The sequence below is a fragment of the Mailhella massiliensis genome, assembly GCF_900155525.1.
Lineage (GTDB): Bacteria > Desulfobacterota > Desulfovibrionia > Desulfovibrionales > Desulfovibrionaceae > Mailhella > Mailhella massiliensis.
Window position 1 is genome coordinate 26,171 of the sequence record NZ_LT706931.1, and the last position, 18,755, is coordinate 44,925.

The window sequence follows — 18,755 nt, forward strand, 5'->3', positions numbered from 1 at the left end:
GGAAATCCTGATAGGGAAATACCATGAAAAAGCGGCTTCATCTTTTTCTTCTGATGCTTGGTACAGCAATGCTTTTTGCCCCGGCAACCTGTAGTGCGACCGGTGATGCAAAAAACGATATGCGTAGAAATATCTATCTTACAGAGTCGACTTCCATCAAAGACATGGTGAATCATCCGGCTTTTTCCGGTTTCGGAGAACACCTTCTCCCTCGGCCGCAAGATGCAGCAAGCGATCTGCCCCTGCGCGAAGTGGGGAGACTTATGCCTTGGCACAGCCATATTCAGCCGACTGTTGTTCTGCAAGCCATCAACCGAATGATCAGCGATATTTCCACCGGGAAAAAAGTGTTCTACAACTTTTATGATGCCCCTCAGAAACAGAGATATACAGGACTGTTCTTTTTCCGGGGAAAAAAAGGGGCTCCCTTTGCACTGATTTGTCCCGGAGGAGGCTTTGCCTACATAGGCTCTCTGCATGAAGGTTTTCCGCTGGCTGAAGAGCTGAGCCGTATGGGATACAACGCCTTTGTTCTCCAGTATCGCACCGGAGGCGAAGTCGTGGCTTGCGAAGACATGGCCGCAGCAGTTTCCTGGATTTTTGCTCAAGCCGACACTCTCGGAGTGAGCACCCAAAATTACTCCGTATGGGGAGGGTCCGCAGGAGCAAGAATGGCCGCGAATCTTGGCTCCTATGGCGCGTCGGCCTTCGGAGGGCAAAATGTTCCACGCCCTGCGACTGTCGTCATGGCCTATACAGGACACAGCCGCTATACAAACGACGATCCTCCAACATTTGCCGTAGTCAGCTCCGACGATCCCATTGCCAGTCCGCTTGTCATGAAACGCAGGATAGACTCCCTCAAACATGCCAGAATCAATGCGGAATTTCATCTTTATCACCACGCAGGACATGGATTCGGAACAGGAACAGGTACGGATGCCGAGGGATGGATGGAGAAAGCCGTCCATTTCTGGGAACAGACTCAACAGTAAAGAGTAAGGAGAAAAGACTATGACAGCAAAAATTTTGCTTACCGGCCTACTACTTGCGGCAGGACTAGCCTCAGCGCACCCTGTAACGGCCGTTGAACAGGAAAACAAAACACTGGTTATTCAGGAACAGGGAAGTTTTGCTGCCGGAGGTACTGTCATTCCGGCAAAGGCCCCCTATAATCCGCTAAAGCCACAGGCTTCAGGACAAACACTGCACGGCGATCATGCCTATGTGTTCTATCAGATCCCGACAAACGCCAGAAAATACCCTCTGGTATTCCTCCATGGAGCTGGGCAGTCCGCAAGAACTTGGGAAACGACGCCTGACGGACGTGAAGGCTTCCAGAATATTTTTCTACGGCGCGGATTCGGCGTATACCTTGTAGATCAGCCCAGACGAGGAGATGCCGGACGCAGTACTGTCTCTGCTACGGTCGAAGCAACGCCCGATGAGCAGTTCTGGTTCGGCCAGTTCCGCATCGGTATCTGGCCGGAATTCTTCAATAACACACAGTTTGCCCGTAGCGACGCATCGCTGAACCAATTTTTCCGCCAAATGACCCCAAACACAGGTCCTTATGACGCAGGAGTTATCTCCGACGCCATGGCCGCCGTATTTGAACGTACAGGCGACGGTATTTTAGTTACACATTCTCAGGGCTGCGGGCCTGGCTGGCTGACTGCCATAAAAAGCAACAAGGTACGGGCCATTGTAGCCTATGAGCCAGGCAGTGGCTTCGTGTTTCCCGAAGGAGAACTTCCATCTCCTATCCCCAATGCCAGCTCTTTTGGACCGTTTACTGCGTCGGAAGTGCCGCTGGAACAGTTCAAGGCCTTAACGCGTATGCCCATTGTTATCTATTACGGCGATAACATTCCAGACCAGCCTGTTTCCGAACCACATCAGGACTACTGGCGGGCTGCCGTGCATATGGCAAAACTCTGGGCGGAAACTGTTAATAGGCACGGTGGCGATGCTGTCGTCGTCCAACTTCCCCAAATCGGAATACATGGAAATACCCACTTCCCCTTCTCTGATCTAAACAATGTCGAAATAGCCGACATTCTATCACAGTGGTTAAAAGAAAAAAGAGTGGATTAGTACAATGAATACCTGGTTAATTACAGGATGCTCTTCCGGTCTTGGGAAAAGTCTGACTGAATCAGTACTGGAATATGGAGATCAAGTCATTGTTACGGCCAGACGGGTTGAAGACATACAGATATTCAAACAGAAATATCCCCAAAAAGTCCTGACGTTGCAACTGGACGTAACGAAAGAAGAGGAAGTCCAAGCAGCTATAGCAAAAGGAATCGAACAGTTCGGAACAATTGACGTTCTGGTCAATAATGCTGGTTATTGCTTACGTGGTGCCGTAGAAGAATGTTCTTTTGAAGAAGTAAGAATGCAGTTTGAGACAAATTTCTTCGGAACGGTCCGTATGATACAGCATGTTCTTCCTCATATGCGAAAACAGAAAAAGGGAACCATCGTCAACTTTTCTTCCATCGCAGCTCTGAGCACCTCGGAAGGTTCAGCCTTTTACGGAGCTTCAAAGTGTGCGGTCGAAGGCCTTTCTGACGGCCTCAGAAAAGAAGTAAATCCACTGGGCATAAAAGTCATAGTGGTAGAGCCTGGCCCGTTTAAAACCGACTTTTTCTATCGTTCCATTGCCATCAACGAACACAACATAGAAGACTATCAACATACGTCTGGAAAACGAAAAGTAAAAATCAAAAATCTTGACGACTCGGTCATGCAAGGATGGGGTGACAACACCAAGGCTGCGAAGGTCATTATCAAGGCAGTCAAATCGAGAGAAAGTCCTTTCCATCTTTTGCTCGGCTCCGTTGCCGTCCGGCTGGCCGAGAACATTTTTGCCTCACGAACTTTGGAAGTTGCGCAATGGAAAGAACTCAGTATTCAAACTGATGTACACTCTGAATAACAATCACCTCATCCTGGAGAAAACAATGAAAGTTATTCTTGTAAACGGCAGCCCTCATGAACACGGATGTACATACACAGCTCTGACCGAAATAAAAAACACGCTTGAACATGAAGGCGTATCGGCAGATATATTCTGGATTGGTACAAAACCTCTTGCAGGCTGTATTGCCTGTAAAAAGTGTTTCACACTGGGAAAATGCATCTTTCAGGACAGAGTCAACGAATTTCTTGAAATAGCAGGAAATTTTGACGGATATGTTTTCGGCTCCCCTGTACACTGGGCTGCTGCTGGAGGTGCAATCACCTCCTTTATGGATCGTGCTTTTTATGCAGGAATGAATGGCGGACACGATATTTTCTATCTCAAACCGGCTGCTGCCGTACTCTCCGCCAGAAGAGCAGGAACCACTGCCGCCTTCGACCAACTCAACAAATATTTTACCCTGCTGCAAATGCCCGTCATTTCCTCCCAGTACTGGAACATGGTTCATGGAGCAACTCCCGACGACGTCAGGCAGGATATTGAAGGCCTACAGACCATGCGTACTCTGGCAAGAAATATGGCCTACTTTCTTAAATGTAAGGAAGCAGGACAAAAAAACGGAGTGCCACTGCCGGAACGCGAAAGTATTATCTACACAAATTTTATTAAAAAGGCGGAATAATCTTATACAATTTACGGTATTCTAACATTAATTTTCTAATCAAAGACCATTTTTTATTATATAGCGCAGTGTCATATATGATTCTGCGCTATTTTTAATGAAAAAATGAAATATAATTTTTATTACCTATCAAAAAGCCACTGCTCTCAGAATTTCCTCCATGCTACTAGCTGGAATAGGCAGACTTACCTGTTACTACCATATTATGCTGGAGGATTTCATGCGAGGACTATCTCATACAGAACATGAAATCATGTATCTTTTATCAGAAGGAAATTGTCCCAAAAAAAATATCAGAAAAATTACATATATCATATGGTACTGTACGATGGCACCTTTCAAATCTAAGAAAATTATATAACGTACATACAACTCGTGAACTTTTATTTGCATCCACATATTCAAGACACTATGCATATAGTAATTTAAAAATATCGCCTAGAGCCAAACTAGTAATAGAACTTTTCATTCAAGGTAAAACGTATGAGCAAATTGCGTACCATCTTGGCATCAGTGTAAGCGGAGTACGAAGACATCTTGAAAAATGTCTCATACAAAACGACTGCAAATCAACTATAGAATTAATTGCAAGATATAAAAATTATTACAAGATATAATTTCACAGCAATAAACGGTCGTTGGCTGGAGATTATTATGTCCTACGCATTGGACGAAATTCTCACTTTGAAAGAAGTGGCCCAAGCTCTTCGCCTTGACCCCAGAACGGTAAAAGAAGTAGCCTTTGCCTTAGGCGGCAGGCGCATTGGATACCGCTGGAGGTTTCGATGGGGCACGGTGTTGGAGTATTTCAGCAATGCCGACGTTGAGACCCGACAAAGGAAATTGTTGGGTGGCGAGAGTCATCGTGAACGGCAGGCAGATAGCCTGCAAAATGTTCCCGGCAGGGAAAAGCATGGCCCGGAATGGCGGGCCGCAAAAGAATGGGAGGAAGAGCAAAAAAGACTCGCACGGGAAGGGATGACGATCCCCACGGCATTAGAACTGTTTATGGCGTGGGGAGATAGTTACCTTACCCATGTTCAGCGAACCATGAGCCGACAGACCTATGTGGAAAAGAAGCTGGTGACGAAGGACTTTTTCGCCTACTGCGGCAAAAAGGCATCCATGACATCGCGGAAATCACTTCGGCAAGAGCCTATGAGTTTCTTTCCAGAGTCAAGGATGAGCGCGGGGCGAACGTTGCCAACAAGTACCGCAAGAATCTGCTGGCTGCATGGAACTGGGGTTCCGACTTCTTTGAGGGATTTCCACAGGTGGCACCACCTTTTCTGAAGGTGAAGCCATTTCCCGTAAAGCACGGCGAGCGCTATGTTCCACCGGAAAGTGATGTCATCAAGGTGTTTCAGCAGGCGGAAGGGCAGGACCTGGTCATGCTGCTGACCCTGTACTTCATGGGAGGACGCTGAAGCGAAATCTTCCGGTTGACGTGGAGCGATGTGGACCTTCAGAAGGAAAAAATCAGGCTGACCGACAACAAGTCGGGTCATGGAATGGAACGGGTGCGCTGGCTCCGAATGCACCCGGAACTGGTCAAGGCGCTCAAGTGGTGGCGGGATGCCCGCCCCTGCAAGGTGGACAATGTGTTCATGCAGCTTCAGAACGACACGTTTCTGGGGCAGCCGTTCACCCAGCGCATTCACTTCATGGAGCGTCTCTGCCGGAAGGCCCATGTGAAGCCCTTCGGTTTTCACGCCATCCGGCATAAAAGTGCGGCCATCACGTTCGTGAGTTCAGGTCTGAATGCCGTCCAGGTTCTCATGGGACATTATCGAGCGACTACGACGGATCGCTATACGAAGAGCGCGGGGCTGTACACGGACCAGAGCGAAATTCTTTCGCCTCTGGGAGGCCATCAAGCAGACGAAGGACGCGCCATGAAAAGCCATTTTTACAGAACTTTTCTTAAGAACACCCAGCCTCACACGATCCATGGAGAGCCTTAACGAAATGAGTCCCCTCCGGCATAGCCGGTGGTTCCTCTTATACGCCTGTAAGACTCTCTACCAACCGCGCCCTAACAGGCGCATGTACGGTCTGACATCTGCATTTCTGTTACCGGCGGCCCGCAAACGGGCTTCCGACGTACGGAATACTCATCTGTTCGCCGAGCTTATCCTCTCTCATCTGGTTTCTGATGTACTCGGCTATCTTTGCCTTATTCTTACCCACTGTGTCGACATAGTAACCACGGCACCAGAATTTCCGATTGCGACACTTGAACTTCAACTCGCCGAACTGTTCGTATATCATCAGACAGCTCTTCTCTTTTAAATACCCGATGAATGACGATACACTTATCTTCGGCGGTATTTCTAACAACATATGAATGTTGTTAGGGCAGCATTCAAATTCTACTATACTCCCCCCCCTTCCACTCACATAATTTTCGTCATAGTTCTCCTATAGCTCTTTTCTTCTCGCCATAGAAAAATTTGTCTGCGATATTTCGGAGCAAATACTATATGGTATTTGCAGTTCCATTTCGTATGGCACTAACCTTTTGTGCCACCCATCGTGACCTCCTTTTGATTTGCTTGAGGACGCAGAGGTCAGACCGGCCCCCTCCCTTAGCAAATCAAAAGAAGTTTTTATCACATATTTATAACTATAAATTTTCGGGAACCCCCAGCCTAGCTGGGGACATTTACCCCAAAAACGCCCTAGAATTTCTCACAAGGCGTTGATTTTTCCGGCGTCCCCAGGCGGAGAAAAATACAGAGGCTGTCCTAGGCTCAGGACTCATTACTTGCCAAAAGGATAAGAAGTTCTTATTGTCGGCATAGGGAGGATGCCATGAAGGAACTTTTTTATCTTTCTCATGAACAGATTGCTCGTATCAAACGCTACTTTCCACGTTCCCATGGCATTCCGAGAGTCGATGACAGACGTGTCATCAGCGGCATTATCTATGTCATCAAGCACGGCCTGCAATGGAAAGATGCTCCGCGCGAGTATGGACCATACAAAACTCTCTACAATCGTTTTATCCGCTGGAGCCGATTGGGTGTCTTTAACAGGATTTTTGCGGAGCTTGTTGAGCAAAACGGCTCCACAACACGCTTGATGATTGATGCCACACATCTCAAGGCACACAGGACAGCAGCAAGTTTGCTGAAAAAAGGGGCCTTTCCCGATGTATCGGACGCACAAAAGGCGGCCTGAATTCAAAACTCCACGCTGTCTGCAATGCCTTCGGTCAACCGTTGGCCTTCCATCTGTCCGGCGGTCAGGTGAGCGATTACAAAGGCGCTGCTGTCCTGCTTGATACTCTGCCGCAGGNGCGGGGAGCTTCTGGCGGATAGAGGCTATGATGCCGACTGGTTTCGTCATGCCTTGTCCCGTAAAGGAATCACGCCGTGCATTCCTGGCAGACACAGCCGAAAAACTCCGGTGGTCTATGACAAGGAGGTTTATAAGCAGCGGCACAAGATAGAAATCATGTTTGGCCGACTCAAGGATTGGCGCAGAATAGCCATGCGTTATGACCGTTGTGCACACACGTTCTTTTCGGCCATTTGTCTCGCTGCCATTGTCATCTTTTATATTTAATGAGTCCTGAACCTAACTAATAAAAAAGCAAAGACAGCCCAAAATACTAAACCACGCCGTGTTCACCGGGGCGTTCGAATTCCACCTTCTGGCTCACCTTAGTATGATAGAAATCGACATTTCCAAATGCGATGAGAATGGGAGAAGCCACGAAAACAGACGAGAACGTACCAAAAATGATGCCTAGCGTAATGGTCAGAGCAAAGCTGTGTATCACATTTCCACCAAGAAAATACAGCGCGAGGCTTGCCAGCAATGTTGTTCCAGATGTCATGACAGTACGTGCAAGTGTCTGGTTTACAGATACGTTAATCACCGACTCCATCGTCGGTTTAATATTGCCGTCATGCGGAATATTTCTGAGGTTTTCCCGTATTCTGTCATATACAACGATAGTATCATTGATAGAATAACCAACGAGTGTAAGAAGAGCGGCTATGACATTAAGATCGATTTCTATATTCAGCAGCGTCAGAAGTCCGACTGTTATAATAACGTCATGCACAAGTGCCAAAGTCGCTCCTAGAGCAAAATTAAGCTTGAGTTTCCAACAAGATACAAATGTGATTATCAACCCTAAAAACACACCCCAAAGCTTACTCAATCCTAGATAGGATACACCATATACCGCGCCGTAAAGAACCGCGACCATGACGCCCGCGGTAATCCAGCTATGCTCGAATCGACCGGATATATAGACTGTTATCAGAAGCACCGCGTAGAACACCGCTTCAATTGCCATATTCCTTAAGTCACTGCCGACTTTTGGCCCCACAGATTCAATTCTTTGTAGCGTGAACTTGTTATTAGGAAGCGTTTTATGAAGTGTGTCGGTCACACGTTGTCTTAATTCCTGAGTCGATTCATCGGATACGGAAAAACGCAGCATGTAGTTTCGATTATCAGTATCCACCTGCTGGACGATTAAACCCGGCAAATTGACATCTTCCAATGCTGTTTTTACCTGTTCATCGGGAATCGACTGTTCAAATGCTATCTGGACAATTACACCGCCGGTGAAATCAACGCCATATTTGAGTCCACCATTCAGCAGAATGGCAACCAAACCAATCAACGCCGTTATGCATGAGATCGCATAGGCTATTTTTCGAAAACCTACGAAGTCAATATGTGTTTCATGAGAAAAAATAGCTAAAGCCATGACAACTCCTTCTGCCCCAAATGGAACACAGTCGCTATATAAGACTGCCCTTATTCAACCCGTTTTGTCATCATGAGCGGATGAAAAAATAAAGTCAACACCCTGTAATTTTTAGAACTATCTTTCTATGAAAATTTTCTGGAGTTGAAAAAAAACAGAACAGTTTTTATTTGATTTCTTGAATTTAGCGATAAAAATAAAATGAAATCCTCAGAAAATTAATTAACTTATTCAAATAGTAAAATAAATTTTTCCTCCATGAAATTTGTTTTTTGAAAAATTAAAGGAGCTATCCTAGACAGCGCCGTCAAGTAAGTATCCCCCACTTTGCTGGGGATCCTTACTGCTATTTTCTGGATACTTCGCGCCGGCGCTCCATGACGAGACATGCCCCAAGATTATGGAGATTGAAAAATACTCACCGCCGGTTTTGTCGCTGGAGAGCTCGAGGGATTTTGGGAGCATCTTCTGGAAGTGGTCATTGTTGAGCCGGATTTTGAATGGCTCCTGATAGATACAAATCACTGCAAGGTTCATCTGTATGCCGCCGGAGCGATGGGAGGCCATCAAGGCCTGAGCCGCACAAAAGGTGGTCCAACACAAAATACATTGGATGCGCATGGTATGCCAATCAGAGCTATTATTACAGAATGCACCAGCGATAATTCCAAACAATTCAGCACTATAATTGACAAATTTGATGCGTAATCCATTTTGACAGTTCTATATTTCGATATGGATAAATAGATTAATTATACTACACATAAATGTATAAATGTAATTTTGCAGAGATAAAAATCGTAAATATAAACAATAATACGACAACTATTTGTATAATATAGGCTATCTTGTTAAAAATATATTTTTATATCTCAAAACATGAAGTGGAATTGCTACACAATATACAAAAAGTGAGTTTTTTTCTTGCAGCCTTTCAAATCAGATGTATATCGTTACGTACTGCAATAATTTGACGATATCATCTAGACGCACAACAATTTTGTTTGCGTCAATTTCAGACAAAACAAAGTACAACTGTATTGTATCCAGCGTCGTTTTAGGATAACCTCTTATGACAAATGATTTTTTCATTGTTTTGATTTTTCTCGGTATACTTTTGGAACGCTTTTTGCATAGAACAACATATCAGATATCAGGGAGAATCCAATGCTCGAACAACTGATGAAAATTTATGCCGCCTCTCAAGGGCTAAATGATTCTCTGGCTGATGAAGCGGCATTCTCCTCAGAGGACAACGGATCCATTCCCTCGAATTCGGGGGATCCTTATGCACTATCTCAGAAGTAAGCGGAACAAATGGGGAGCCTGTCGCTCTTGCCGTCTGCCCGTGTGCGACTTTGTCTCCCGATGATGCGTCAGATGAGTTTTCTTCAGCGCTCAGGCGCATCACTGAGCTCGGACTTTTCGCGATTCCGATCTACTCGGGCGGGAAACATATCATTGGCATGATGACACGTCTAGAGTTGCCTGAAATTTCCGACAAAATCTTTTTGAACTGGATGGAGAAGCTGGAAAGCATGTGTCGTACGGCGGTCACCAACGACGCGATGATTCCAAGTAGAGAACCGATGGGAAACGAGACGCTCCGCTCCCTGTTTGAAAGAGCTGGGGCACCTCTTGATGGAAACAAGGAAAACTGCTTCTGGAGGCTGGCTCTGCCCCAGGGTGTCATTTTTTTGGAATGCGATCCTTACACCGGACTGGCGAGAATGCGCTCCCTTGCTCTCGAACGAAAACCGTCCTCAGATGAATTATGCGCCATATCCGAGTTCAATCTAGGCTTGTCCGGGCAAGCATGGCTAATGCCTCAGAATGATCTCGTATGGTACTGTTCTCCTTTACCTGTTTTTTCCATGAAAGAATCATATCTGAACACTGCCATCTCCTTACACCTTGAGAATCTTCAGGATGTCCACATATGCATGTCAGAGATTCAAAAAAAAGTTGCCTGCACTTCTGAAGACCTACAGGAGCCTCTTTACCACCTTATGCATTCCATTCGTGTCTAATAAAAGGAGATATCATGCCTGATTCCATAAGCTCTCTCGCCACCAGAAATTTTGACAACGCCAATCTGATCCGTCAAGAAGATGTCGGTGAACTCATGAATAAGGAAGGGCGCTTCACCCTTGATGATGCCGGCAAACTTACAGTGATCAATCATCCGACTCGACGAGACGGCAAAGTTACCAGATTTTTTAAGGGCTTGTTCAGCTCTTCGTATCGAGCCGAACAGCGCATGCTGGACCGTATGGAGGTTCTGGAACGAAACGTGAGTTTCAATGCCGAGCTGCGCAAAACCATAGGAAATTACCGCCCAACAAATATGGAACGACTGGACGGCTTCTCTTGGAACAGAACCTTCAACAGAATACTCACGCGCATTCAGCCTTCCGGAGAACAACCTGTGACACCAGCACAGCTGAAACAGGCGGCATCGGAAGCCACACACTTCAGCGACGCCATGCGTGCTCCGTCTACGGCGTTCTCCGCCATTGACGGCAGTGTTGAACCAGTGCTTACAGATCACGGCCCAATGTCTCTCGATGAATTTATCACCGCGAACCGCACGGACACAACGGCTCTTCCAGAGTTTCAAGACGTCGCTCGAGCCGTGGGCACAAACATTCTTCAAGGCAGAGATGTTTTCCCCCTGCTCTCTTCGGATGAATGCGCACGCTTCAACTCCCTGATCGCGAAAAACACCCTTACCCCACGAGAATCAAACGAACTTCAGGGACTGCGCACAAAAGCCGAGCAGAATCTTATAAACGCCATGTCCTCATTCGCATCCAAAGCCCTTGAGCATGGAGCTGATCCGACGAAGCTGGCCAATCATCTCGGCAGCGTCCTGGTATTCACTGGTCGAGGAAACAGCGGAACAGGAAACATCATCAGCAACCAATTCTCTTCCCCCGAGGAATTTGCCGAAGCGCATAACTCTGGACGTCCATATTCCCCACCCCTTCCGGACACGCCGCATACCGAAGCCGCTCTCCGGGCTATGGACGGAGACAAGGCGAAAGCGGCGCAATTGATTCTGTATTGTGAAGCCAAAAACATTTCCCCAGAAAAAATGGAGACCGCCCTGCGCATGTCCAAGCACGTCGGAAGGATTCTTATGACGGCGAATGACAGGGACAACCTGCTGTCGTGTGATTCCGATCTGAAAGAACTCAGCCGGGAGATGTGGCGACAGATGACCAAAAAGGCCGACTTCGGTGCGGACGATTATATGACGCTTTTCGGTACGGCGGCGTTCGCTTCGTAGCTGCACGACGACCGTGCGCCCATCAACTTCAATGAGTTGCGCACTCTTGTCACAGCATGTGCCGATATCGACGATGAACTTAATCCCCAATTCGAATTGAATAATGTACGGCATCCTCTGGCATCGCTTTTACATTCCGCTGAAGGTGCGCTGACCGTTGTGCAGCGTATGACCGACGGTTGGCAGAATGTGTCTCTGGACACTCAACCCAATGTGGCTTTACAGCAGAACCTGAAGGATCTTTCCTATCGCACCGAACTCTCCATGAAGGTGGATTCGTTCCTGCATGGGGACAGAGTTTCCGCCTTACTGGCCGACAACGGACTTAAGCAGTATGGGGAACTAAGTCCTGAAGCCAGAACCTTCTTGGAAAACCACTTGAAGTTGGCGCAGCTCCAGGCCGGGAGAAACGGTCTGGATGACGACGCCCTTGAAAACATGTTCATCACTCTGCTGCCCGCAGCCATCGATCCGACTGAAGCCCAGCGGCAGACCGTCTCCGCATTTGTGAACCACATGGCCACGAGTCCTGTGAACAGTGAACTCGTACTCAGAGAGCTCATCCAAATTTCCCGGAATCTGCACGCATTCGGAAGGATGGATGGCATCAACAGCGAGGCGGTAAAAAATCATATACAGGAGGCTCTCGGCACGCTTCCCGGAGAACTCGTCGCCACAGCCTATAACAATATTCTGGCGGATCCTGCAGCGAGAAGTCTGATCGCCTTGACCGACGGACTCAACTTCACCAGCGCCGTGGACGACGTGCTTGAACGGATGCCCGACAGCATCATGACCGCGCATGAAGGGGTTGAGATTTTGTCCTTGTTCGGACAGTCATGGGGACCACTTATCGACGCCTTCGATGATGCTCTCGGTATGTCGGAAACCGCTGAAGGAGAAAGATCTCAGGCACAGTCCATGCGGGAGGCGGCGGCCATGACCGACTTTGAGAATATTCCCGTCGAGGTCCACGAGGCCGTACGCAACATCATGAACGAAATGGGTCTGAACGGAAACGCTCATCCATTCCTTCTTCAAAACTAACCAAAGGAGCTTACCCACCAGAGGAACCTCAAATCTTTCCGAAATTCTCAACACCATCGACCTCGGCCCCACCGGCAGCGTGCAGATGATGTTCGCCAAGCTTCAGCTCGCCCAGGCCGAAATCTGCAAGGCGCAGGCTGAGGACTACATGAAGCAGATAGAGACGATTCAGGAAGAGCAGGAAAAGTGTGCCAAAATGATTGAAGAAGCACGCAATTGCCAACAGAAAAGTAAAGATGATGAAGGGACTGGATCGAAGAGCATCACTGGGAAAACAGTTGGAGACGGGTGCTTTGCAATGTCTCAAGAGCTCATTGACTACATGGATAAGTATGGTCTCTCATACCCAAACGATGATAAGGACTATATTCTTGGAACCGATGAATGGGACTATGCATTGAAGTCCCTGACCAATTATCAGGAAACCATCGGCAACAAGACCCAGACGCTCATGGTCTATCTTCAGGACTTCATAGGTCAGTACAACTCTTATCTGCAAGGTGCGAACACCCAGATCGCCAACGCCAATCAGACTCTTACCAGTCTGGCTCGCGGCCAATAGTCACCCGCCGCGTCGCCATTCGATAAACATGGTTCAAAAAGGAGCTACAATGTCTCAAGTGAATAATACCAGCAGTCTTTCCGAAATCCTGAACACCATCGACCTCGGTCCCACCGGCAGCGTGCAGATGATGTTCGCCAAGCTTCAGCGCGCCCAAGCCGAAATCTGCAAGGCGCAGGCCGAAGACTACATGAAGCAGATTGAGACGATCCAGGAGGAGCAGGAAAAATGCGCCAACATGATTTCCATCGCCCGTGATCTCCAGCAAAAAGGAAAAGACGGCGAAGGCGTAGGCAAGGAAAGCATCTCCGGCACGAAAACCACCGGCAAGGACTGCTACCCGATGCCTCAGGAACTTGTGGACTATATGGACAAGAACGGTCTGTCCTACCCCAATGAAGACAAGGACTACATCCTGGGCGAGGAAGAATGGGACTACGCTCTGAAGTCCCTGACCAATTATCAGGAAACCATCGGCAACAAAACGCAGACGCTCATGGTCTATCTTCAGGACTTCATAGGCCAGTACAATTCCTACCTGCAGGGTGCGAACACACAGATCGCCAACGCCAATCAGACACTGACGAATCTGGCTCGCGGGCAGTGATACCATCATCCAGTCATATCAAGTTGCCGCATCGGACTTGACTTGATATGACTGGACCCCAGAGTGGACGATCTCATCCGTAGGCCAATGGGGACGTCCCCCACAAACCGCGAAAACGAAAACGCTCCCCGACAAAACGCTTACCAGTTTCCTTGTTGCTGAGAGCCGGCTCTCTCTTTTCATCCATTGACCCGCATAGGCTTCCACCTTCGCATTTACTCTGGAATTTTCCCTCCAGAAGAAACGCTCCTTCCGGACAGAAGAGTCTCCATTTCCTCACATAGTACTTTGAAATCTATGGGCTTGGAAATATGACTGTTCATTCCAGAGGCCGCAGTAGCCGCAATATCCTCGGAAAACGCGTTGGCCGTTACTGCGATAATCGGCACTGTCGCCGCGTCTGCCCGCTCCATGGCGCGAATGGCTTTTGCCGCTGCACAGCCGTCCATGACGGGCATCTGCATATCCATGAGGATAAGGTCATACCCGTTGAGAGGAGAGGCACTGAACATCTCGACGGCTTCCCGGCCGTTCCACGCCTGATCAATCTCTGCCCCTGCGGCGGAAAGCATTTCCGTAACGATTTCCATATTGATCATATTATCTTCTGCTACCAACAGACGTTTTCCCTCAAAGGAGAACAACGCCGTCTCTTCGAGGCGGAGCGGCTTCTGCTCCTCTTCCTCAGCGAGGATGAACGGTATGTTGACGGTGAACGTCGTTCCCCTGCCGAGTTCGCTCGTCACCTGGATCTGTCCGCTCATCTGCGTGACGATATTCTTCACGATAGCCATGCCGAGGCCCGTTCCGGTGATGCTGCGGGATGAAAACCGCGTTTCCCGGGCATAGGGCTCAAAAATATGTTCAAGAAACTCGGCGGACATTCCCATACCAGTATCGGATACAACAATTTGATACTGCGAGTGTTCCTTGTTCCCGATCTGTCGGGTCATAATATTGATGGTCGCGCCTTCCCGAGAATACTTAAAGGCATTAGACAGAAGATTATTCAGTATCTGACCGAGGCGGGAAGAATCTCCGACGACGTTGGTGTTCCTGATGTCGAATTCGACAAGAAAGGTCTTATGTTCCGTCATGGCCTGTGCGACGAACGGCGCAGCGCAGGAGGATATGCACTCCTCAATGTTGAACACCCCGTTGTTCAGGATAACCTTGCCTTCCTCCATGCGCGACATATCGAGGATATCATTGACAAGATTCAGAAGCTGCGTGCTGGAATAGGTTATCTTGTCCATGTAGGAAAGCACCTTCTCCCTGTCGTCAACATTCTTTCTGACAAGCTCTGAAAGACCGATAATACCGTTGAGAGGCGTTCGCATATCGTGGGACATTCTGTTGAAAAACGCCTGCTTGGACTTCTCGTTCCGCTTTGCCGCATCCATGGCGCTTTTCAGAAGTTCATGTTCCCGCAGCCGGCGCATCCTCTCTTTTTCCACTTCCCTGAAGCAGAGAACAACTTCTCCTGGAGCTATATCGGCATCGAAAAGAACCCGTACGTTGACCCACTTATAAACATTTCCGAACAGCCGCCGAAAATCGCCGCCGAAATCATGGTCATGGTTGCCTACCAGCTTCCGTATGTTTTCCAGGGAAAAACTTGTATCGAAGTCCTCCCTGGCTTCCGGCTCTATGACTTCCCGGGCCGCCTGAAGAACCATGCCATAGTCGCCGCTCTTTCCGATTTTTGACTCGACATAGGGCGAAGCCTTCAGCATTTCGTATGACCCATCTGAAAGATTGACCCTGTACATGGCATAATAGGTATTGCCGAGAATCCTCATGGTCTCGTCCATCTTCTCCGCCGCTCTGTCGGACAAGAAATTGCGCCACAGGATGAAGGCGATGACAAGCAGGCTTACAATAAAAAAAAGCACGAACAGTGTGACAGGGGTATTGAGCTGCTCCATGAGTTCCCTGGACGGAATGGCGACTATGCCTACCCATCCGTTCGGCATCCTGCTGTAATACACATAGTTTTCTCCCATGCTTTCATAGGAGAACACCGCGTCCGCAGCCTCGTATTTTCCCGCGCGAATATCGCGAAAGAGCAGGGAAATCATTTTCTGGGGGGCATCAAGAACCAGCTCGTCATTGTCGCTCCGCCAGAACAAAAGGGTTCCGTTGCCATCACAGAGAAAAAATGTGCTGTTTTCAGGAAGAGGCACACGGCTCACACCGAGCAATATGTTCTCGCTGACGATGTCAAAGGCCAGGATAATGTTTGCCAGGGAGCACTTGCGTGCAACGGAGATAACATGCTTTCCGGTCGTTTCATCCATCCAGGCTTCGGCAACACCGGCTTCGTCCGCCACGGCGGTGAACTTCTCATGCCTCCCCACGGAAAACATGCCGGACTCACAGCCGTCTCCGGTCTGCCCCAGCTCTCTGCCGTTGACAAAGACATAGGGGGTTACGCCGTTCTGCTTGAAAACATCGCGCCTATCGTCATGATATTGCCGTATCCAGCGGATGATAAACGCTTCGTCCTTTCCTTCCCGGATAAACCTGTCGATGGACTGCCTGCTGAATTCAAGCATATCTTCGACTCCGCGGAATGCCTGATATTTTTCGGCGGCGTAGTTATGGGCCAGAGCATCGCCCATCAGCTGGGCATTTTTAATAATTTCCGATTTTACAATGGTATAGCCTATGCCGCTGAGGCACATACAGGCCAGAAGAATAACCGCATACCGGCAAAGCCTGCGGAACATACGTTGTTGCTTCCAAGCTGCCCAGCTCATCTCCGACCTCCGAGAACATGATATGAAACAATCTTTAGAGTTCCTTTTTCGTATCCTTCTCTTCAGAAGGAACCATCTGCCAGCTTTCTGTCCGCCGTCCGTAGAATCAATAAATGGAAAAGATGCAGATAAAAATCACATAGCAGAAAGACTGAAAGCCAACAAGCGTGCCGTCGCCTTATACGGAACACCACACAGGCGGTCGGCCTTGTCAACGCCCGTTGCGACAGTTGTCGGGAAGGGAACGCATCCCCGGTGCAGCAAGGACCACGGCAGAAGGCGCTGCCATTCCGGTTCATGAAAAGCCCCGTCCGATACTTTGCCCTGCTTCTCGACGACGCTTCAACAGCCGAAATCCTCTTCCTTTGTCCATGCGTTGCCGCAACCTCCCTGCTGAGGGAGCAGATCAAAGGAAAAAATATCTGTTCTTGCCGAGATGTTTCGCCGCATACAGAGCTTCATCCGCCTTTCTATACGCCTCGGTAAAGCTACGCTTGTCGGAGCAGGAAGTGACGCCTATACTGCATGACACACTTGGAACACCCGGAATATCCGCACGAGCTATCTTCCCGCAAGCGATATTTGCCAAACTCTCAATTTTTTTCTGCGAAACATTCTCGACAAAAACAGAAAACTCGTCTCCGCCGAGTCTGCCTATCGTTTCGCAGCCGGAAAACGTCGTATTCAGAATTTCGGCAAGTCTAATAAGTACGTTATCTCCAACAGGATGCCCGTAGGTGTCGTTAATCAGCTTGAAATCGTCAATATCCAGAATAAGCAGATACGACGACGCCCCGTTATCACTCAATGCATTATTCACATATTGAATAAATGTATTTTTATTTAATAATAATGTCATTGTATCACGTTTAGCATAAAACGATAATTTTATGAAATGATTTTCTATTATTATGGATATTATCATTGTAATCAACAACAATGCAAACAACGTAACGAGAAACTGAAGACCTATATGCAAAAATTTATATCGAATATTATCAGTTAATATAAATCCTGAATGAAAAAGTATGGAAGACATACGACCATATAAATGGTACCACACTCCAAAAAAAAGAATCAACAGCATTATACTGAAAAATATATTTATCCACATAAAATATTTACTCTTCATAAAAATTCTCGCAAAATTTAAATCACTTAATTTGTTTTTAATAAATTTTGACTTTAATAAATCATTTATTTTCAAAATAATAATTACATAAATAATGTAATTAAAAAAACTTGCCAAAGATGTAATTCTTGATACCCCATAAGTTATGGATATTCCTGTTTCAGGAAAAAATTCTTGAATACAAAAATAAACCATGAATGAATGAAACATATTGGTAATAACAGTAACAATAATAAGATATATTGGTATATATTTTTTTTGTATATTCTTTCTACAGAAAAAAAGGCAACCTGCCACAAAGCCGAAAAGAACCCTCACGCCAAGGCTGAGAATCAGACTGGCGAGAGGATTTCCGCTGATGAACGGCGAAAAAATCTGATCCGCATGAGCAACGGCGCTGACAGAAGCCTTCCAGATACTCGCCAGCCCGAAAATTCCACCGAGTATCGCACCCGCCAGCGGTCCCAGCACAAACGCGCCCGCCAGTACTAAAGCTGGTAGAAAAGTTATGGAAATTGGTGGAATCGTAATGAAACCAAATGCCGAAAAGGCAAAAATTACCTCCATGGCTATGAATACGAGCAGAACGGGAAGATAGAAAGCGGATTTGCCGGTCATGCGGAAACCTCTTGCAGACAAAATAAACGCATCATGCTGGAGAAAAAAAAGAAAACATTTCCTCACTTAAAAACATGGCCCCTCTTGACAAGCATTCGGGAGATGTCCCTCTCCCGTCACAGATATACATATCCGTACCTGTCTTTATATGGCCGCTTTTCAGTATCAACAAAAGTTTTTCATAGAAAACGCAACAGACATGACATGCTGCACGCCCTCTGCGTTGAGACAACACACTCCATCGCTCTTCTTGGCCATAATTAAAAGTCAGGACCGCCCCTTCAAGGGGCGGTTTGATTTGACCCTATAAGGGTCTGTTACCCGGCTGCCCTCTTAAGAGGGCTCTGTCTCGACTCTTGCCGAAGAGTTATTTCCTGCTGCTCGTAAACGAG

General features: G+C 47.5%; 17 protein-coding genes and 2 pseudogenes. 15 read left to right on the top strand and 4 right to left on the bottom strand.

Going from position 1 to position 18,755, the window contains the following annotated elements:
• Positions 1-23 precede the first annotated feature (23 nt).
• From CZ345_RS00355 to CZ345_RS00385, 8 genes are all read left to right on the top strand, one after another.
• A complete protein-coding gene (locus tag CZ345_RS00355) occupies positions 24-995 on the top strand; it encodes an alpha/beta hydrolase (RefSeq protein WP_204224178.1) in 972 nt (323 codons plus the stop codon).
• Positions 996-1,014: 19 nt separating this feature from the next.
• Positions 1,015-2,097 carry an alpha/beta hydrolase gene (locus CZ345_RS00360; RefSeq protein ID WP_077071223.1) on the top strand — a complete coding sequence of 361 codons (1,083 nt, stop codon included), beginning with the start codon at positions 1,015-1,017 and terminating at the stop codon, positions 2,095-2,097.
• Positions 2,098-2,101: 4 nt separating this feature from the next.
• Positions 2,102-2,944, top strand: coding sequence for an oxidoreductase (locus CZ345_RS00365; protein WP_077071224.1), 843 nt, complete (start codon positions 2,102-2,104; stop codon positions 2,942-2,944).
• Between the two features lie 25 nt (positions 2,945-2,969).
• Positions 2,970-3,611 (top strand): flavodoxin family protein, encoded by a 642-nt coding sequence (locus CZ345_RS00370; RefSeq protein WP_077071242.1) that lies wholly within the window; start codon positions 2,970-2,972, stop codon positions 3,609-3,611.
• Between the two features lie 245 nt (positions 3,612-3,856).
• Complete coding sequence (locus CZ345_RS17620) at positions 3,857-4,228, top strand: helix-turn-helix transcriptional regulator (protein ID WP_077071225.1); 372 nt, start codon at positions 3,857-3,859, stop codon at positions 4,226-4,228.
• Between the two features lie 37 nt (positions 4,229-4,265).
• Positions 4,266-4,904 (top strand): hypothetical protein, encoded by a 639-nt coding sequence (locus tag CZ345_RS00380; RefSeq protein WP_077071226.1) that lies wholly within the window; start codon positions 4,266-4,268, stop codon positions 4,902-4,904.
• On the top strand, positions 4,886-5,038 hold the full coding sequence (locus CZ345_RS16810; protein ID WP_154674791.1) for a hypothetical protein: 153 nt from the start codon (positions 4,886-4,888) through the stop codon (positions 5,036-5,038). Before CZ345_RS00380 ends, CZ345_RS16810 begins: the two co-directional genes overlap by 19 nt.
• 6 nt (positions 5,039-5,044) lie before the next feature.
• Positions 5,045-5,575, top strand: coding sequence for a tyrosine-type recombinase/integrase (locus CZ345_RS00385; RefSeq protein WP_083717024.1), 531 nt, complete (start codon positions 5,045-5,047; stop codon positions 5,573-5,575).
• 109 nt (positions 5,576-5,684) lie between these two features.
• On the opposite strand, the pseudogene tnpA reads toward CZ345_RS00385, so the two are convergent.
• A pseudogene (gene tnpA, locus CZ345_RS00390) lies at positions 5,685-6,094 on the bottom strand (IS200/IS605 family transposase).
• Positions 6,095-6,425: 331 nt separating this feature from the next.
• Here tnpA and CZ345_RS16050 point away from each other — a divergent pair.
• Positions 6,426-7,181 (top strand): annotated as a pseudogene (locus CZ345_RS16050) (IS5 family transposase).
• A gap of 46 nt (positions 7,182-7,227) precedes the next feature.
• Here CZ345_RS16050 and secF read toward each other — a convergent pair.
• Entirely contained in the window at positions 7,228-8,343 is a 1,116-nt protein-coding gene (secF, locus tag CZ345_RS00405) for a protein translocase subunit SecF (RefSeq protein WP_077071229.1), read from the bottom strand.
• A gap of 1,167 nt (positions 8,344-9,510) precedes the next feature.
• Between secF and CZ345_RS16815 the strand changes: the two genes are divergently transcribed.
• The 6 genes from CZ345_RS16815 to CZ345_RS00435 all read left to right on the top strand — a co-directional run bounded on the left by CZ345_RS16815 (position 9,511) and on the right by CZ345_RS00435 (position 13,851).
• Positions 9,511-9,651: a hypothetical protein gene (locus CZ345_RS16815; protein WP_154674792.1), complete on the top strand. Its 141-nt coding sequence runs from the start codon at positions 9,511-9,513 to the stop codon at positions 9,649-9,651.
• Between the two features lie 50 nt (positions 9,652-9,701).
• Positions 9,702-10,373: a hypothetical protein gene (locus CZ345_RS00415; RefSeq protein ID WP_077071231.1), complete on the top strand. Its 672-nt coding sequence runs from the start codon at positions 9,702-9,704 to the stop codon at positions 10,371-10,373.
• 14 nt (positions 10,374-10,387) lie between these two features.
• Positions 10,388-11,635: a hypothetical protein gene (locus CZ345_RS00420; protein WP_077071232.1), complete on the top strand. Its 1,248-nt coding sequence runs from the start codon at positions 10,388-10,390 to the stop codon at positions 11,633-11,635.
• Between the two features lie 36 nt (positions 11,636-11,671).
• On the top strand, positions 11,672-12,682 hold the full coding sequence (locus tag CZ345_RS00425) for a P-loop NTPase family protein (RefSeq protein ID WP_144277183.1): 1,011 nt from the start codon (positions 11,672-11,674) through the stop codon (positions 12,680-12,682).
• An 85-nt stretch (positions 12,683-12,767) separates the two neighbouring features.
• Positions 12,768-13,244 (top strand): USH1C-binding protein 1, encoded by a 477-nt coding sequence (locus CZ345_RS00430; protein ID WP_239446564.1) that lies wholly within the window; start codon positions 12,768-12,770, stop codon positions 13,242-13,244.
• A gap of 49 nt (positions 13,245-13,293) precedes the next feature.
• On the top strand, positions 13,294-13,851 hold the full coding sequence (locus CZ345_RS00435) for a USH1C-binding protein 1 (protein WP_077071235.1): 558 nt from the start codon (positions 13,294-13,296) through the stop codon (positions 13,849-13,851).
• A gap of 215 nt (positions 13,852-14,066) precedes the next feature.
• Here the strand turns inward: CZ345_RS00435 and CZ345_RS00440 are convergent, their stop codons facing one another.
• Both CZ345_RS00440 and CZ345_RS00445 read right to left on the bottom strand, forming a co-directional pair.
• Positions 14,067-16,613, bottom strand: a complete 2,547-nt coding sequence (locus CZ345_RS00440) for a hybrid sensor histidine kinase/response regulator (RefSeq protein ID WP_083717025.1) — start codon at positions 16,611-16,613, stop codon at positions 14,067-14,069.
• Positions 16,614-17,019: 406 nt separating this feature from the next.
• Positions 17,020-18,363, bottom strand: coding sequence for a diguanylate cyclase domain-containing protein (locus CZ345_RS00445; protein WP_077071237.1), 1,344 nt, complete (start codon positions 18,361-18,363; stop codon positions 17,020-17,022).
• Positions 18,364-18,755 lie beyond the last annotated feature (392 nt).

Coding starts and splice junctions, on each gene's coding strand:
- CZ345_RS00355 (WP_204224178.1), top strand. CDS start 24: ATGAAAAAGCGGCTTCATCTTTTTCTTCTGATGCTTGGTACAGCAATG.
- CZ345_RS00360 (WP_077071223.1), top strand. CDS start 1,015: ATGACAGCAAAAATTTTGCTTACCGGCCTACTACTTGCGGCAGGACTA.
- CZ345_RS00365 (WP_077071224.1), top strand. CDS start 2,102: ATGAATACCTGGTTAATTACAGGATGCTCTTCCGGTCTTGGGAAAAGT.
- CZ345_RS00370 (WP_077071242.1), top strand. CDS start 2,970: ATGAAAGTTATTCTTGTAAACGGCAGCCCTCATGAACACGGATGTACA.
- CZ345_RS17620 (WP_077071225.1), top strand. CDS start 3,857: ATGAAATCATGTATCTTTTATCAGAAGGAAATTGTCCCAAAAAAAATA.
- CZ345_RS00380 (WP_077071226.1), top strand. CDS start 4,266: ATGTCCTACGCATTGGACGAAATTCTCACTTTGAAAGAAGTGGCCCAA.
- secF (WP_077071229.1), bottom strand. CDS start 8,343: ATGGCTTTAGCTATTTTTTCTCATGAAACACATATTGACTTCGTAGGT.
- CZ345_RS16815 (WP_154674792.1), top strand. CDS start 9,511: ATGCTCGAACAACTGATGAAAATTTATGCCGCCTCTCAAGGGCTAAAT.
- CZ345_RS00420 (WP_077071232.1), top strand. CDS start 10,388: ATGCCTGATTCCATAAGCTCTCTCGCCACCAGAAATTTTGACAACGCC.
- CZ345_RS00430 (WP_239446564.1), top strand. CDS start 12,768: ATGATGTTCGCCAAGCTTCAGCTCGCCCAGGCCGAAATCTGCAAGGCG.
- CZ345_RS00435 (WP_077071235.1), top strand. CDS start 13,294: ATGTCTCAAGTGAATAATACCAGCAGTCTTTCCGAAATCCTGAACACC.
- CZ345_RS00440 (WP_083717025.1), bottom strand. CDS start 16,613: ATGAGCTGGGCAGCTTGGAAGCAACAACGTATGTTCCGCAGGCTTTGC.
- CZ345_RS00445 (WP_077071237.1), bottom strand. CDS start 18,363: ATGACCGGCAAATCCGCTTTCTATCTTCCCGTTCTGCTCGTATTCATA.